Origin of the sequence: Sphingomonas sp., from assembly GCF_041661885.1 — a bacterium.
Lineage (GTDB): Bacteria > Pseudomonadota > Alphaproteobacteria > Sphingomonadales > Sphingomonadaceae > Sphingomonas.
Window position 1 is genome coordinate 196575 of sequence record NZ_JBAZTL010000005.1, and the last position, 14653, is coordinate 211227.

The 14653-nt window shown below is 61.5% G+C and carries 14 protein-coding genes; 11 read left to right on the plus strand and 3 right to left on the minus strand.

Translation table 11 applies throughout. The features are described from left to right. Positions 1–78 precede the first annotated feature (78 nt). The 10 genes from WC704_RS11530 (at position 79) to WC704_RS11575 (ending at position 8809) form a co-directional block, all read left to right on the plus strand. On the plus strand, positions 79–963 hold the full coding sequence (locus tag WC704_RS11530; RefSeq protein WP_372890063.1) for a LysR substrate-binding domain-containing protein: 885 nt from the start codon (positions 79–81) through the stop codon (positions 961–963). A gap of 38 nt (positions 964–1001) precedes the next feature. Beyond that, the gene (locus tag WC704_RS11535) at positions 1002–1271 is read left to right on the plus strand and encodes a hypothetical protein (RefSeq protein ID WP_372890064.1); all 270 of its coding nucleotides are present in this window, start codon (positions 1002–1004) and stop codon (positions 1269–1271) included. Positions 1272–1362: 91 nt separating this feature from the next. Beyond that, on the plus strand, positions 1363–2544 hold the full coding sequence (locus tag WC704_RS11540; protein WP_372890065.1) for a hypothetical protein: 1182 nt from the start codon (positions 1363–1365) through the stop codon (positions 2542–2544). 50 nt (positions 2545–2594) lie between these two features. Continuing rightward, positions 2595–3536, plus strand: a complete 942-nt coding sequence (locus tag WC704_RS11545; protein ID WP_372890066.1) for an HPr kinase/phosphorylase — start codon at positions 2595–2597, stop codon at positions 3534–3536. Beyond that, positions 3533–4441, plus strand: coding sequence for a sulfotransferase domain-containing protein (locus WC704_RS11550; protein ID WP_372890067.1), 909 nt, complete (start codon positions 3533–3535; stop codon positions 4439–4441). Before WC704_RS11545 ends, WC704_RS11550 begins: the two co-directional genes overlap by 4 nt. Continuing rightward, positions 4431–4691, plus strand: a complete 261-nt coding sequence (locus WC704_RS11555; protein ID WP_372890068.1) for a PqqD family protein — start codon at positions 4431–4433, stop codon at positions 4689–4691. The genes WC704_RS11550 and WC704_RS11555 overlap by 11 nt, the downstream gene beginning before the upstream one ends. A gap of 16 nt (positions 4692–4707) precedes the next feature. Continuing rightward, entirely contained in the window at positions 4708–6636 is a 1929-nt protein-coding gene (locus WC704_RS11560) for an asparagine synthase-related protein (protein ID WP_372890069.1), read from the plus strand. 527 nt (positions 6637–7163) lie between these two features. Next, on the plus strand, positions 7164–7676 hold the full coding sequence (locus WC704_RS11565; RefSeq protein ID WP_372890070.1) for a phage tail protein: 513 nt from the start codon (positions 7164–7166) through the stop codon (positions 7674–7676). 36 nt (positions 7677–7712) lie between these two features. Continuing rightward, positions 7713–8255, plus strand: coding sequence for a phage tail protein (locus tag WC704_RS11570; protein WP_372890071.1), 543 nt, complete (start codon positions 7713–7715; stop codon positions 8253–8255). A 17-nt stretch (positions 8256–8272) separates the two neighbouring features. Next, complete coding sequence (locus tag WC704_RS11575) at positions 8273–8809, plus strand: phage tail protein (RefSeq protein WP_372890072.1); 537 nt, start codon at positions 8273–8275, stop codon at positions 8807–8809. 109 nt (positions 8810–8918) lie between these two features. Here the strand turns inward: WC704_RS11575 and WC704_RS11580 are convergent, their stop codons facing one another. From WC704_RS11580 to WC704_RS11590, 3 genes are all read right to left on the minus strand, one after another. Next, entirely contained in the window at positions 8919–9212 is a 294-nt protein-coding gene (locus WC704_RS11580) for a hypothetical protein (RefSeq protein ID WP_372890073.1), read from the minus strand. Next, positions 9209–11416 carry a penicillin acylase family protein gene (locus tag WC704_RS11585; protein ID WP_372890074.1) on the minus strand — a complete coding sequence of 736 codons (2208 nt, stop codon included), beginning with the start codon at positions 11414–11416 and terminating at the stop codon, positions 9209–9211. Before WC704_RS11585 ends, WC704_RS11580 begins: the two co-directional genes overlap by 4 nt. A gap of 74 nt (positions 11417–11490) precedes the next feature. Further along, positions 11491–13206: an ATP-binding cassette domain-containing protein gene (locus WC704_RS11590; protein WP_372890075.1), complete on the minus strand. Its 1716-nt coding sequence runs from the start codon at positions 13204–13206 to the stop codon at positions 11491–11493. Between the two features lie 254 nt (positions 13207–13460). Here WC704_RS11590 and WC704_RS11595 point away from each other — a divergent pair, with 254 nt between their 5' ends. Next, positions 13461–14642, plus strand: coding sequence for an efflux RND transporter periplasmic adaptor subunit (locus tag WC704_RS11595; RefSeq protein ID WP_372890223.1), 1182 nt, complete (start codon positions 13461–13463; stop codon positions 14640–14642). Positions 14643–14653 lie beyond the last annotated feature (11 nt).

The window sequence follows — 14653 nt, forward strand, 5'->3', positions numbered from 1 at the left end:
CAAGCGTTACCAGCCAGCAGGGGGATTCCCATCGCACGCACAACACCCGTCAATCGGCGCTGGTTGCCGCTGAACGCCTTGCGGGCATTCGACGCGGTCGGCCAACGGCTGAGCTTCACCGCCGGCGCGCAGGCGCTCAACGTCTCGCAAAGCGCGGTGAGCCGCCATGTCATTAGCCTGGAGGAACTGCTCGGCCACAAATTGTTTGATCGTTCGGGCCAGGCGCTGGTGCTGACCGAAGCGGGCAAGGTGCTGCTGCCCGAAGTCGGCAAGGCGTTCGACCGGCTGGAGCAGACGATGAACGCGATCTGCGCCAATCCCGCCGCGAGCCGCCCGATCCGCATCCACATCCCGCCGACGCTGTTGCAGCAAGTGGTGATGCCGATGATCCAGGCCTTCCACGCCGAGCATCCCGACATCCGCATCGATATTTCGAGCTCGCACGCGGTCGGCTTGCCCAGCACCGAGACCGATATGGCGATCGTGTTCGACCGCCCCAATATCGACGATCGCGTGACCGATTTGTTGTGGATGGTGCGCGTCGCCCCGGTGTGCGCTCCGCAGACCGCCGAGCGGCACCAGGGCAAGACGCTGGAGCAGTTCCTGGCCGATGCGCCGTTGCTCCACGTCAAGCTGGAGGGGCAGCCGCGCGGCTTGCTGTGGAGCGCCTTTGCCAACCAATGCCGCATCGCGCTCGATTCCGACCGTGGCCTTGCCTTCGATGCCAATGCGCTGGCGGTCAGCTATGCGATGCAGTCCGATGGCGTGGCGCTGGCCGATATCGACATGTTCGCGCCCGAAATCGCGGCGGGTCGGCTCGTTATTCCCTATGACGCGGTCATCAACGATGGCTTTGGTTATTATCTGAAGCTGCGTGCCGACGATCTCGCCGATCCGACGATCAGCATGGTGCGGAGCTGGCTGATCGCCCGCTTCGCCGCGCGGGTACAGACCGAGGGGTGATTGCGCGATGACCAGATTGTCGTCGCCTCGCGCGCGGATTGCACGCCGATTTTGCCTTCCTTTACACCCACAATGTCGTCGACGGGCCGCTGGCGCAGGTATCGGTGAAGGCCCATCGCCGCTTGCCTGAAACTCCCGCCTTTGCCGGCAATGCCGGGCTCTCCTATCGATGGTTGCGGGGGGACAATCTCGCCGATGCCAGCGCCAATCGCTTTGCGCTCGGCAACCCGACGATTCTGGCCACGCGCCAGCAAACCACACCACTGCGCCCGCGCAATTTGCGCTTTGGTGTATCAATCGCGTGGTAACATGCGCCCCGACAGGCACGGCGATTGTGACGCGGAAGCGATCACGATAGGCTTCGCAAAACGCGGTTTTGGCGCTGAAAATGGAGGGGGCATGATCGTCGCACAGGCCGAGACAAACCCGATGCTACGCTTGCGACAGCATGTTCTGGACGATCGCGCGCTGCAACAGCGGCTGGCCGTGATCGAGGATCGCGACGCCTTTTGCGCAGCGGTTGAAGAGGTCGCCGCAGCGGCGGGGATAGACCTCGATTCGGCGGCATTGGCGGCGGCGGTGCAGCCCGATGTGCTCAACCTCGATCGCTTCGTGCCACAAACCGCCACCGATCATGGTTGGCCGGGTGAGGATTGGTTGCCGGTCGACCTTGTGGAGGGGCATGGCGAATGGCTGGTGGTATGGGCCCATTTTGCGGGTGCCGCTTTGCACGAACCCTTTTTCGAGCAATCTCAACACCGGGCGCGCCGCCGCCCGTTCAATCGCCTTATCCGGTATCGCACGCCGCTCGGCGCGTTGTTGGATGCGATGCCTGCGATCCCGCGCCAACCCGACGGTTTCATCTATCATCTCTCACGCTGCGGATCGACGCTCGTCGCGCAAATGATCAGCGCGCTACCAGACGCGCAGGTCGTGTCGGAATCGCCCACGGTGGATGCGATCGTGCAACTGGTACATACTCGCCCCGATTTGCCCGAGGCCGTGCGGGTCGATTTGCTGCGCGCAATCGTTGCCGCTTATGGCCGCCGGGGTGAGGGGCCGTTCGTGCTGAAACTGGACAGTTGGCACACGCTGGCATTGCCGTTGTTCCGCGCGGCCTTCCCGGATGTGCCGTGGGTGTTCCTGTTCCGCGATCCGGTCGAGATTCTTGTGTCGCAAGCGCGAATGCGGGGCCTGCAAACCGTGCCGGGTGCCTTCCCCCGCGACCTTTATGGTATTGAAGACGGGCATCTCCTGCCGATGGAAGAGTATTGCGCGCGGGTGCTGGCAAAGGTGTGCGACGGCGTGTTGGCGGGCGACGGGCAGGGTGGCTTGATGATCGAATATCCAAGCTTGCCCGGCGCCGTGGCGCAAAAAATCCTGCCGCATTTCGGGATTGCACCAGGCGCGGACGGGGCCGTGTCGTTGCAGGCAGCGAGCTTGCGCGATGCCAAGAACCCGCAAACGGTCTTTACCGACGATCGCGCCGCTAAGCAGTCGACAGCGAGCGACGCGATCCGCGCTGCGGTCGACGCGCATCTGGGCGAGCGGTATGCGGCACTTCGGGCGCGCAGCGCTTGAACATTTCAGGGCATCCGACATATCGACGCGATCGAACGGGGGATAGCGGGGTGCATTTTTATCGGGTGTCGGGCCTCGCGGTCCGCAGCGAGATCCCGTTGCCGGGGCTCATTCCATTGGCCGCGGTGCCGAATCCGGATGTTTCGATCCAGCCGATCGATGTTCCGGACACGTTGGGGAACGTCATCACAGCCGGACCGACCTGGCAGCGTAACGCGCAGCAATTCCTGCTCGATATTCCGACGGTCGGTCGCTTCTTGCTTGAAGAGGGACGCAGCATCGGTTTTGCGGTGGCGGCAGAGGCGGACGAGCAGGATGTTGCCCTTTTCCTGGCCGGGAACGTGTTCGGAATCCTGCTGCACCAGCGCAATCATATCGTGCTGCACGCCAGCGCGGTGGTGGTGAACGGCAGGGCCATATTGTTCTGCGGCGCGTCGGGAGCGGGCAAATCGACGCTGGCAGCAGCGCTCGGCGAGCGGGGGTATCGCCTGGTTACCGATGATCAGGCGGCGATCACGCTCGACGGCGAAGGCGTTCCGATCGTTCATCCCGATGGACGCTTGCTCAAGCTATGGGCACCATCGATCGCAGCACTTGATTTGGAAAGCCGCAAAGGGGCCGCGATGCGCGGTCGGCTCGAAAAATTCTACGTAACGCCCGGGGATGCCAGCACCGCTGCGATGCCGGTCGGGGCGGTCTACATCCTCGAAGAGGCGCTCCCGCCGCACCCCGCCGGAATAACCCGGCCCAATCCCGTCGATGGATTGCTGTTGCTGATCGCCAACGCGTATCGCCCGCAACTGGTGCGGCGGATGGACCAGCGACCGGCCTATTTCCGCGTTGGTGCCGCGCTTGCCGATACGGGCGGAATTTTCCTTCTCAAGCGACCGATGCGCTTTGCTGCGATGGCGGAGACGATCGATGGGCTTGAGGCACATTGGGGGGACATCGGGTTGCGAAGTCAGCCGGAACATGCGGGGCAGCACGGGTGAGGCCGACAATCTGGCTTACCTCCTACCCCAAATCGGGCAATACGTGGTTTCGCCTGTTGCTTGCCAATCTTGGTTCCACACGGGCCACGCCCGCCCAGATCAACGCCATCGATAGCGCCGAGACGATCGCCAGTTCCCGCACGGTGTTCGACAACCACGCCCTGATCGAATCTGGCCTGTTGAGCGATGACGAGATCGACGATCTGCGCCCGGCAGTCTATCGCTACCTCGCAACCGACAGGTACACCGACCCCTTCGACCCGGAAGCGTCGTATCCGGTACGGTTCGTAAAATCGCACGATGCGTACACGATGACGCGCGATGGCCAACCGGTGATGGGGGCGGCTGCTGCTGCTGCGGGCGCGTTGTTGTTTGTACGCGATCCGCGAGACGTGGCCCCGTCGCTTGCCAATCATGCGTCATGCAGCATCGACGACGCGATCACGGTGATGAGCGATCCCGCCATTTGTTTCGGTAACGCGTCCAATGAACCCGGGCGATATTATTTCCGCCAGCGGTTGCTCGGGTGGAGCGGCTTTGCGGCGAGTTGGCTCGATCAGACGGACATCCCGGTCCATCTCGCGCGGTATGAGGATTTGCATAATGACGCGCTCGCCACGATCCGGGCAGCGCTTGGTTTTGCGGGCTGGCGGGTCGAGGACGCGGCGATCGAGCGCGCGATCCGCTTCTCCGCAATGGAGGAAATACAACGCCAGGAGGCGGATGTCGGGTTTCGTGAAGCCAAGGCGGGGCGACGCTTCTTCCGTCGTGGCGTCGTTGGCGGCTGGCGCGACGAGCTGACCGACGCACAATGTCGACGGATCGAACAGGACCATCTCGTGATGATGCAAAGGTTCGGCTATGCACCGATGACGGCAAAGGAAGCACAGCAAAATGATCAGTAGGCAGAATGACTGGATCTCCGCCAAGGTTGGCGATGAAATCGTGATGATGAGCGCGTCCGAAGGCAAATATATCGGCCTCAATCAGGTCGGCGCGCGGATCTGGAATTTATTGGATACGCCGCAGACGCTCGAATCGCTCTTTGCGGCCTTGCTCGACGAATTCGACGTAACGCCCGAAACATGCCGCGCCGAAGTCGACGCGTTCCTTGCGACGCTGCAGGGCTATCGCGCTATCGACGTCGCCCAGTGAAAGGCGACCGCTCGCGATGAGCGCCATTTTCGGTCTGATGCGGTTCGACGGCGCCACCGTCGCGGATGCGGATGTGGCGCGTATGGGGCGGGCGATGGCCGGGCGTACACCCGATGGCCGTGCGGTGCTCGCTATCGATGGTGTTGGTCTTGGCCACGGGCTGATGCGCGTCGTGCGTGAAGATGCGTTCGACCAACAGCCGCTTTATGATCGCGATAGCGGACTGATACTGGTCGCGGACTTGCGGCTCGACAATCGCGAGGAACTGGCGGCGGCGCTGGACATTCATGACGAGGCTTTGGTGGAGATGCCCGATAGCGCGCTGCTGCTGCACGCCTATCGCGCCTGGGGGGAGCAATGCCCCGAGCGGTTGATCGGCGATTTTGCCTTCGCCATCTGGGATGCCCGCGCGCAGCGACTGATGCTGGCGCGCGACCATATGGGGCAGCGACAGCTTTATTTTCATCATGGCGATGGCTTCTTCGCCTTTGCGACCGAGCCAAGAGCGTTGTGGACGCTTTCCGAAGTGCCACGCGCGCTCGATCCGACATGGCTGGCCAAGCTCGCCACCAAGACCGTGCGCGAGGCGCCGAGTGTCACGGCCTTCACCGGCATTCGTGCGCTGCTTGGCGGAACGATCGTATCGGTCGAACGCGATGGCCGTACGCGCGAGCGGCGCTATTGGGAGCCCCGCGCCAATCCGGCCGATCTCGGGCAGGATTTGGCTTATTACCAAGCGGCTTATCGCCGGGTGTTGCAGGAGGCGGTCGAATGTCGCCTGCGCCGCCTGGATCGTGCACCAGGGCTGCTGTTCAGCGGTGGCTTTGACAGCGCGGCGGTGGCCGGGTTGGCGGGTGCAGTGTTGCGTGGCGCCGGTCGCAAGATAGTGGCGGCAGCCTCGGTAATGCCGACTGAACGCTATGGTGAAAATGGCGATGCGCGCCCGGCAATTGAACAATGTCTTCGCCATATGCCCCATCTCGAGGTTCACTATGTCGACGGCAGTGGGATGGGTTTGCTCGACGGCGCGAATCAGGCCTTTGAGGAGAGCGGTATCTTGGGCCTTTCGCTCTGCAGCGAGTCTGCCCTGCTCGACCGGCTGGCTGCGCGGGGCGTGCGACAGGTCCTGGACGGGCATGGCGGCGACTACACGATCAACCCGCGTGTGGGGGGCGCCATTGCCAGTGCGGCGCGCGCCGGGCGCTTCCGGTTTGTCGTGCGTGAGCTTCGCGCACATCGCCGACGGACGGGCTTGTCCTGGCCAAGCGTCCTGTGGAACGAAGTGGTGAAACCGCTATTGCCCGCGCGATGGGTCGCCCTGTGGGATTTGGCGCGACGTGGCTTCATGCCCGTTCCTGGTCACGTTGCGCTTACGCCGATGCTACGTGCGCGCTTCGAGCGTGAGGGAGATATTACTCGCCGGCATCGGTCGCGTTTGCGGCGCGCTTTGCCGACTGCACGCGATTACCACCTGGAAGTCCTCAGGCTAATGCAGAACGAACCGGGCCAATATCTCGGATCGGTCGCTGGCGCTCGTGGTATGGAGCTGACCAAGCCATTTCACGACAAGCGAGTCGCGGAATTAGCCTGTGCCATTCCGCTACATTTTCAGCTCGAAGACGGGAAGCTGCGGAAGCTCGCGCGTATCGCGTTGCAAGATATTTATCCCCCAGAGTTTCAGCATCGGGGGGATCGGCAAGATAGTCACATGCCCTATGTCATGGCTATGGCAAAGCTTGGTCGAGATGAACTGATTTCTGCAACGCTACGTCTTAAAGGACGCCCGGTTACCGATCGGATCGTTCTCGATCACGCGTTGGAAATTTTTCAGTCCTTGCCAGATTTAGAGGAGAAACTCCCCGCCCGCGAATCGCTTTATCGCGCAATCCGCCAACTTATCTTTGCCTATCACATTGATCGATTCGAATTGAAAAATCGCAGTTAACGTAAGCAATAGTAATAAATTTATTAACTGTGATTCCCAACTGGAACAGTACTGGCGACATGATCTACTGATGCAAATACGCTATTATTTTGCGTTTCATCAAGATTTGCTACGAAAACTGCCGGGGTAACCCAAATTGTTTTTACACGAACATCTTTGGTCGTTTTTATCTCGTTTCGATTGTCCATATTCATGTTCCTATGCAAAGATATAGCGCTTAATCGTTATGATTCGTATTCGATATTGCATATATCAACGTCGCAATTTTCTTGGCAAGAAATATAATTAGCTATTAAAATCAAGGGTGAAGATTGATCGGCGATGTGCGGTTGATGCAGCGCGATTTATATCGTAGCGTTGAAATGTTGCATATGTATTGTGCGACGCAGCATAAATCCGTCATGCTGCCGTGATGCTTTGATTGAGTGGGGGCAGTCAAAATTCCATCACGGTCCGCAATGCGTGCCGATCGGGATAATGCTTTCCTTCATTTTGCGACAACCTCCTCTCTTAAAGGAGAATCCTAGATGACGATGCCCTATTTAGGCGAAATTCGTTTGTTTTCATGGGGGTTTGCTCCAAAAAATTGGGCTTTTTGTGATGGTCGTCTGCTCGGGATCCGGCAGAATCAGGCGTTGTTTACGTTATTGGGGACCACTTATGGGGGCGACGGTATCAATACGTTCGCGTTGCCCGATCTCCGGGGGCGCGCACCGATCGATCGCTCCGCGCAAGAGCCGCAGGGTTTGAAGGACGGGACGGAGCAGGTTTCGCTTTCGATTTCATCGCTTCCGGCGCATAATCATATACTGATCGGTACGTCGGCTGCAGGAGCGTTCCCCGGGCCGGTTGGTCATGCCTTTGCGAATGACACGTCGTCCACGGTCGATTTTTACGCAGCGGACAGCAATCCGCTTCTGGCGATCGCCCCATCGACGATTGTTGGCACCGGCAGTAATCAACCGCATCCCAATATGCAGCCCTATCTCGTGTTGAATTGTTGCATCTCACTGAGCGGTGTTTTTCCGTCCCGCAATTAAGGGGCAACCGATACGATTTTTAAAAGAGAGGACTTTATGTCTGACCCATTTATTGGCGAAATTCGGATGTTCGGTGGAAATTTTCCTCCGCGCAACTGGGCATTTTGCAACGGACAATTACTCAGTATTTCGGAATATGATACGCTGTTCGCGCTGATCGGTACAACCTATGGCGGCGATGGACAAAACACGTTTGGTTTACCTGATTTGCGGGGCCGCATTCCGGTTGGTGAAGGCAGCGGCCCCGGTCTGACACCGCGCGTCATCGGGGAATCCGCTGGCACCGAAACGGTCACGCTGATGCAGAATCAATTGCCGACGCATAGTCATGCCGCGAATGTGACGGCTGTAACGGGCAACCTTCCCGGGCCGACGATCAATGCGGTACCCGCTGCACTCGCTTCACCGCAGGTGTTTTACGCAGTACCGAGCAATGTCGCGCCGCAGCCGCATACTGTGGCGATGAATCCGGCTTCCATCGGGCCCGCAGGCGGAAATCAGCCGCACGACAACATCATGCCGTCGCTGTGCGTTTCTTTCATCATCGCGTTGGCGGGGGTTTTCCCCAGCCGCAACTAATATTCGGGAAACGGACCATGTCAGAGCCATTTGTCGGTGAAATTCGCATTTTCGGTTTTAATTACCCACCCTACGGTTGGGCATTTTGCGACGGAAGCTTGGTCGCGATTCAGCACAATACGGCCCTTTTCTCTATCCTTGGCACGACCTTTGGGGGGAATGGTACCAGCACCTTTGCACTACCCGATCTCCGAGGTCGCGCGCCGATGCAATGGGGGGACGGCCCTGGGCTGACGCCACGGGTGATCGGGGAGAGTTTTGGCGAGGACTCGGTCACGCTGCTGCAGACCGAAATTCCGGCGCACACGCACCCATTGCAAGGGGCGCTGCCCGGCGACGCCGCTTCACAACTGGTGGGTACGCCAACGGCGCTCGCCAATTTCTCAATCAACCCGGTGAGCAATACCTATCAGGCAACTCTGTCACCGCCGGTTCCGTTTTCGCCGCGCGCGATCGGGATTACCGGAGGCAGCCAGCCCCACGCCAATAATCAGCCACGCAGCTCGCTGAATTTCTGCATTGCGCTTCAGGGCATTTTCCCCTCGCGCAATTGACGTTGGCGTGATCGAAATGTTTGGCCGTCGGCATCCACATAGGCGCGGATGCTGGCGGCCGGTTCGGTTTTGATGTGGCTCGAGCGCCCTTGCCGCTCAGCCCGTGATCCTAATTGAAGGTCGCGGCGTATTCGACGCCTGCTTCCACGCGCCGGAGCGGCACCAGGAAAATCTCCAGCCGCCCGATTACGTCATGATCGATCGCGTAAAGATGCTGCGGTAAAACCTGCTCGCTCGCACTGCGGAACACCAGCGTGAAGGGTTCGCGCTGCTCGCCCGGATATTTCAAGGGGCTTGCTTCCACCAGCGTCACCGGCAGGAACGTCTGATCGTCTCCCTCGATCCGGAATACACCGCCAAGATGTGCCGCGAAATCGTTGCAGGTCAGTGTTGCAAGCGTCATTGGGTCCTCGTGGGAAGGGGGACGTTGCCCGGACGATAGCGTTGCTCGACATGGTTCGCCAGATCGTCGGGGTAGAAATAGACCGGGCGCAACGCACCCTTCGCATAGCGCGTGGCCTGATCGTTGAAGTGCGGAGAAATGGGGTCGCCACTCTCGCCGCCTGCCGTCACCGCCCAGGCACGCAGCTTCGGACCGAATTCGACCACCGCGACAAAACTGTTGCCGCTTGATCCATAGAGCTTCCGGGTATTGGAATAGGGCTTGGCGCCAAACGAAGCGAGGCTGCCCCATTGCGCGGAGGTGAAGGGCACCGGGATGCTGGGCTTGGTATCGTCGAAATTGGGGGCAATGGCATCGTCGATCCGCTGGAAGCGATTGATCTTGCCCCAACCGACGCGCCAATCGCCAAAGTCGCGGTTCAACTGGTCCACTGCCTCGCCAAGTGCGGCGAGTTTACGGTCGGCCGAAACATGCGTGGCGATTGCGGCGGGCACGTTGATTTGTTCGGACTGGATGAAACTGCCGGCGTCGCGCCACATCTGGCCACCCCAGAGCACGCCGAGCGTGGTCGCCACCGAGTCCGCACCCCAGCGATAATCCCATGCCTTCAGCGTGGCGATCGGCTCGGCGAGTTTGGCGCGGCGCGGGTCGCTGGTCGGCAGGGCATCATAAGCCTTTACGAGCGGCGGAATCAGCTCGGCAAAGGCCGGAAGATAGCTGTCATAGGCTGCCGCAATCAGCCGCTGCGGCGTAAAGTCGCGATGCCCGGTCAGTAGCAGGTCGGCATGGACCCCGCGCTGGTTCGGGCCGAATTGGTCCATATAGCGCGGATAGTTCTTGGCCTTGGGGCTGTCGGGCCCGGCGGCGCTCCACGGCCAATCGTTGGTGTTGCGCACCCAGCCGGTGCCCGGATTGATCGCATTGGGCAGTGATGCGACCGTGTGCAGGCCGTTCCAGTCGGTCGCCGGGTCAGCCCCATCGACGGCGTGGGTATAATCGAAGCGATCGTCGCGCACGGGCACGAATTGCGGGTGGAGATAGGCGATTTCGCCCTTGGCATCGGCGAACAGCGTGTCGTTGGACGAATTGGCCTGGCGCTCGGCGACCTGCATGTAGCTCGCGAGATCGTGCGCCTTGGTGCGCAGCCAGCTTTGCTCGAGCGCGGGCACCGGCTTCCACATCAACGCCTCGGCAATCCACTTGCCGCCGCGTTCGGCAACGATCGGGCCGTGGTGCGAGGCGTAGGTGGTAAAGCTGCGCGACGCGAGCGTACCATCCGGCAGGCGATAGGCGAGGGTGACCTGCTTGGTGCGATAGGGGCGGACATCCTTGCCATAAACATAGAAACGCCCCGAGCGCGTCAGCGCGGTTTGTTCGGCAAATTCATCGATATTGTCGACGCCGGACGACGTGTGCATCCACCCGGCTTGTTCGTTGAAACCCTGATAGATGAAGAACTGCCCCCAGGTGGAGGCGCCATAAGCGTTCAGCCCTTCACCGCTGGTCATTTGCAATTCGGATCGGAAATAGAAGCTGGTGTGCGGGTTTATCAGCAGCAGCGCGTGGCCATCCACGGTGTTTTTGGGGGCAATGGCGATGCCGTTCGATCCACGCGGCTCGCGCGGCACCGGGCCGACGTCTTCCGCGGCGACGGCGATCTTCGCTCCGCCATAGAAAGCGGCGAGCTCCGCCAGCGAGATGCGTTCGATATCGCCGCCGATGCTGCCTTCGGTGAAGGACAGCGCCATCCACGGTTCGAAGTGCGTCAGCACCTTGGGATGCACTTGCGGATGGGTTGCCAGATAATAGTTCAGCCCATCGGCCCAGGCGGTCATCAACCGTTGTAGCCAATCGGGGCTGGCGCGGTATTGCGCCTGCAGATCGACCGGATCGACATAGAGCCGCTGGCGCAGATCGGCCCAGATCGCGCCTTCGCCCTCTGCCTCGGCAGTGCGTCCGAGTGCGGTCAGGTAATTGGCTTCGATGCGGCTGAAATCGTCCTCCGCTTGCGCATAGGTCGCGCCGAACACGGCATCGGCGTCGCTCTGCCCGATGACATGGGCGATGCCCCACGTGTCGCGGGTGATGACGGCGCGCTCGGCTTCCTCTCGCCAGCGTGTCTGCTCGCCCGGCACCGGCGCGGCCGCGACGGCCAAAAGGGCAGTGGCGGCGAACAGGGCGTGGGCGGGGCGGAGAAAGGTCATGGCCGTCAGGGTATCGGGCATTGCCGACAACAACAATCGCTTCTGCGCGGAAAACGAGAAAGACGCGTGTGCGTTTAGCTCACCACGCCGTTTTCAACCCGTATCACCTGGTCGCACGCGGCCATGCTTTCGGCGCGGTGCGAAATCATCAGGATTGTCGGGCGGGGTTCGAGCTTTGCCAATCGTTCCAGTAACAGGGTTTCGCTGCCCGCGTCGATCGCGTTCATTGCTTCGTCGAGGACCAGGAGCCGGGCTTGGCGGAGCAGTGCGCGCGCGAGCGCGAGCCGTTGCCGCTCACCACCCGACAGGAGTGCACCGCGTTCCCCGACGATCGTATCAAGGCCCGCTGGCATCCGCCGGACCAGCGCATCGGCACCGACAAAAGCCAGCGCAGCCCACATTGCCGCCTCATCGGGGCCGCGATTGCCCCAGGCAAGATTGCGGCGAACGGTGTCGTGGAACAGGAAGCCCTCTTGCGGCACATAAGCGACGGTTTCGCGCCAGCCCGCGCGCGCTGCGGCATCGAGCACCTGCCCGCCGACCGAAATCGTCCCGCTGTGCGGCTCGGTGAGGCCAAGCAGCAAATCGACCAGCGTTGTTTTGCCTGCGCCCGAGGGGCCCGCAATCCCGACGAAGCTGCCGGGTGCGATCACCGCGCTGGCATGGGAAACGCCGCCGCCGCCCGGATGACGATATACGACGTCGCGGGCTTCGAGTGGGCCGGGCGGCGGGAGTTGCGGGGCCGGTGTGGCGACGTGCTCGGCCAGCATATCCGCCTGAAACCGCTGCATCGCCTCGAAGCTTGGCAACATAAAAAAGAAGTTCTGCGCCGATTGCTGGATCAGGATGGCGGGGCCGCTCATCCGGGCAAAGATCAGCACCAAGGTGATGAGCACTGTTGGCGGAACGGCAGTGACGAAACCGATCAGCACGACGGCGGCGGCGGCAAAGCCCGATCCAATCGCAAAGACGCGTCGACTGGAAGCCTGGCGCATTTGGAACCCGAGCCCGATTTTGCGCGCCTGCGCCTGGATCGTTTCAAACTCGGCGATAAAGGCATTCTGCGTGTTCTGCGCGGCGGCGGCTTTGAGTCCGCTTAGGAAATCGGACGCGCTGCCCATCAGGGCGGCATTGCCGGCCACCATTCCGGCTCCGATGTCCCGGATTTTGCCTTGCGCCAGAAACACGATGCCGCCGCCGAGCAGCACCAACGCGGTGGTCGCCAGTGCGAGCGCGGGCGACAGCGTAACGGCGAGGCACGCCTGCACGACCAGCATTGCGGCGGCAACCGAGCCCTGGATCAGGAAATGTGCGCCCGAGGCCACGCGCCCCACTTCGGTGGTGATCAAGTTGGTGATCCGCGCGTGGCGCAGGCTGACGATGCGGCTCCACGGCGCTGCGGCGAGCGCGCGCATCACGGCGTTGCGTTGATGTTCGGTAAAGTGCATCTGCAAACGCGCGAGCGCCCGGTCGCGCGCATATTGGGTCAACGCCCGCACAATCGACAGCAGCACGAAGGCGGCGAGCAACGCGACAAGCCGTTGGAGCGGGGTATGAAGGCCGACCCTCTCCAGCACGGCGCCAATTCGCGAGGCACCATTGGCGTGGGTGACGACCGAGTCCAGGATCGGGATCAACAGCAGCAATCCCGCCCCATCCAGCAAGGCTCCCGCCGCGACCAGGCCCGCTGCGGCCAAGCCACGGGCCCCTGCAAAATTGATGAAGGTGCGCGCGAAATCGGTCGCCGGGCGCCAGATCGAGGCGAGGGTTGGGCGAGGGGCTGCGGTCATCCCGGTTCCTTGTCACGCGATGGCCCCGCCGTCGAGAGCTTCTCCTCAAGATCAAATTATATCGCTTATTATCAATAGTTTATAAATTTCCATCCGGGGAATTACGGATGTGCTCTTGCAATGCAGCATCCGCAGTCTCACCTCCGGCGGTAGATTTGAAGATCCGCCGCAAGAAGCGGATCGCAAGGCGAGGATGCCTTCACGCCGTGACGTTCAAGGGGATCAAGACGCCGATGATGATGCTTCCGGTGCAAATGCGCTCGATCCTGTCCACAGCCGCCGTTCTGGTGCTTGCAGCTTGTACCGCTAGTGCGCCGCCACCGCCGCCGACACCCCAGGTAACCGTCGCCCTGCCGTTGCAGCGGGAGGTGGTCGACTGGGACGAATATGTTGGCCGCTTCGAGGCGATCCAGGATGTCGAGCTGCGTCCGCGCGTCTCGGGCACGATCGATCGGATCTTCTTTGCCAACGGCCAGCGCGTGCGCGCGGGCGAAGCGCTGTTTACGATCGATCCGCGCCCCTATCAGGCGGCGCTTGCCCAGGCGCGCGCGCAGGTTGCCAAGGCACAGGCTGCGCTGACCAACGCACAATCCGAACTGGCGCGCGCCGACAAGCTGCTGGCCGCCGAAGCGATCAGCAAGGAAGAGTATGAAACCAAGCTTGCCGCGGTGCGCACCGCGCAAGCCGATTTGGGTGCGGGTCGGGCGAATGCCGCCACGGCGGAGCTTAACCTTGCTTTTACCACCGTTCGCTCGCCGATTACCGGCGTGGTCTCGGACCGGCGCGTGAGCAAGGGCAATTACGCGACCGAGGCGACCACCGTGCTGACGCGGGTGGTGTCGACCGATCCGATCTGGTTTTCGTTCGAGGGGGCGGAAAGCTTCTACCTGAAATATCTGCGCCAGGACAAAGCGGGCGAGCGGGGTTCTTCGCGCAGCACGCCCAATCCGGTCGAAGTGCAGTTGGCGGACGAAAAAGGCTATCGCTGGCATGGCCGGATGGAATTTGTCGACAATGCCGTCGATCCCAATTCGGGCACGATCCGCGCCCATGCGGTGATCGCCAATCCTGACGGTTTCTTGACGCCGGGCTTGTTCGGTCGCGCGCGCTTGCTGGGGTCGGGCCATTATCATGCGATGCTGGTGCCCGATGAGGCGATCATCACCGATCAGACGCGCAAGCTGGTCTATGTGGTGGGCAAGGACGGCAAGGTTATTCCTCGCCCGGTCGAAACCGGACCGCAGGTCCAGGGGTTGCGGGTCGTCAAGAACGGTCTCGCGCCGACCGAGCATGTCGTTATCGAAGGGATTACGACGTTGCAGCCAGGCATGACGGTGAAGCAAAATCTGGTGAAGATGCAGCCAAAGGCGGTCGACACCGCGCCGCAGTCCGCACCGGCAAGCGCGCCGCCCGCCTCCGACGCCACCGCCGGTTAAGGCGCCGCACG

What these genes read in the sequence shown, in the direction of transcription:
- WC704_RS11540 (WP_372890065.1), top strand. Translation starts at nt 1,363, where the DNA reads ATGATCGTCGCACAGGCCGAGACAAACCCGATGCTACGCTTGCGACAG.
- WC704_RS11555 (WP_372890068.1), top strand. Translation starts at nt 4,431, where the DNA reads ATGATCAGTAGGCAGAATGACTGGATCTCCGCCAAGGTTGGCGATGAA.
- WC704_RS11560 (WP_372890069.1), top strand. Translation starts at nt 4,708, where the DNA reads ATGAGCGCCATTTTCGGTCTGATGCGGTTCGACGGCGCCACCGTCGCG.
- WC704_RS11565 (WP_372890070.1), top strand. Translation starts at nt 7,164, where the DNA reads ATGACGATGCCCTATTTAGGCGAAATTCGTTTGTTTTCATGGGGGTTT.
- WC704_RS11570 (WP_372890071.1), top strand. Translation starts at nt 7,713, where the DNA reads ATGTCTGACCCATTTATTGGCGAAATTCGGATGTTCGGTGGAAATTTT.
- WC704_RS11575 (WP_372890072.1), top strand. Translation starts at nt 8,273, where the DNA reads ATGTCAGAGCCATTTGTCGGTGAAATTCGCATTTTCGGTTTTAATTAC.
- WC704_RS11580 (WP_372890073.1), bottom strand. Translation starts at nt 9,212, where the DNA reads ATGACGCTTGCAACACTGACCTGCAACGATTTCGCGGCACATCTTGGC.
- WC704_RS11585 (WP_372890074.1), bottom strand. Translation starts at nt 11,416, where the DNA reads ATGACCTTTCTCCGCCCCGCCCACGCCCTGTTCGCCGCCACTGCCCTT.
- WC704_RS11590 (WP_372890075.1), bottom strand. Translation starts at nt 13,206, where the DNA reads ATGACCGCAGCCCCTCGCCCAACCCTCGCCTCGATCTGGCGCCCGGCG.
- WC704_RS11595 (WP_372890223.1), top strand. Translation starts at nt 13,461, where the DNA reads ATGCGCTCGATCCTGTCCACAGCCGCCGTTCTGGTGCTTGCAGCTTGT.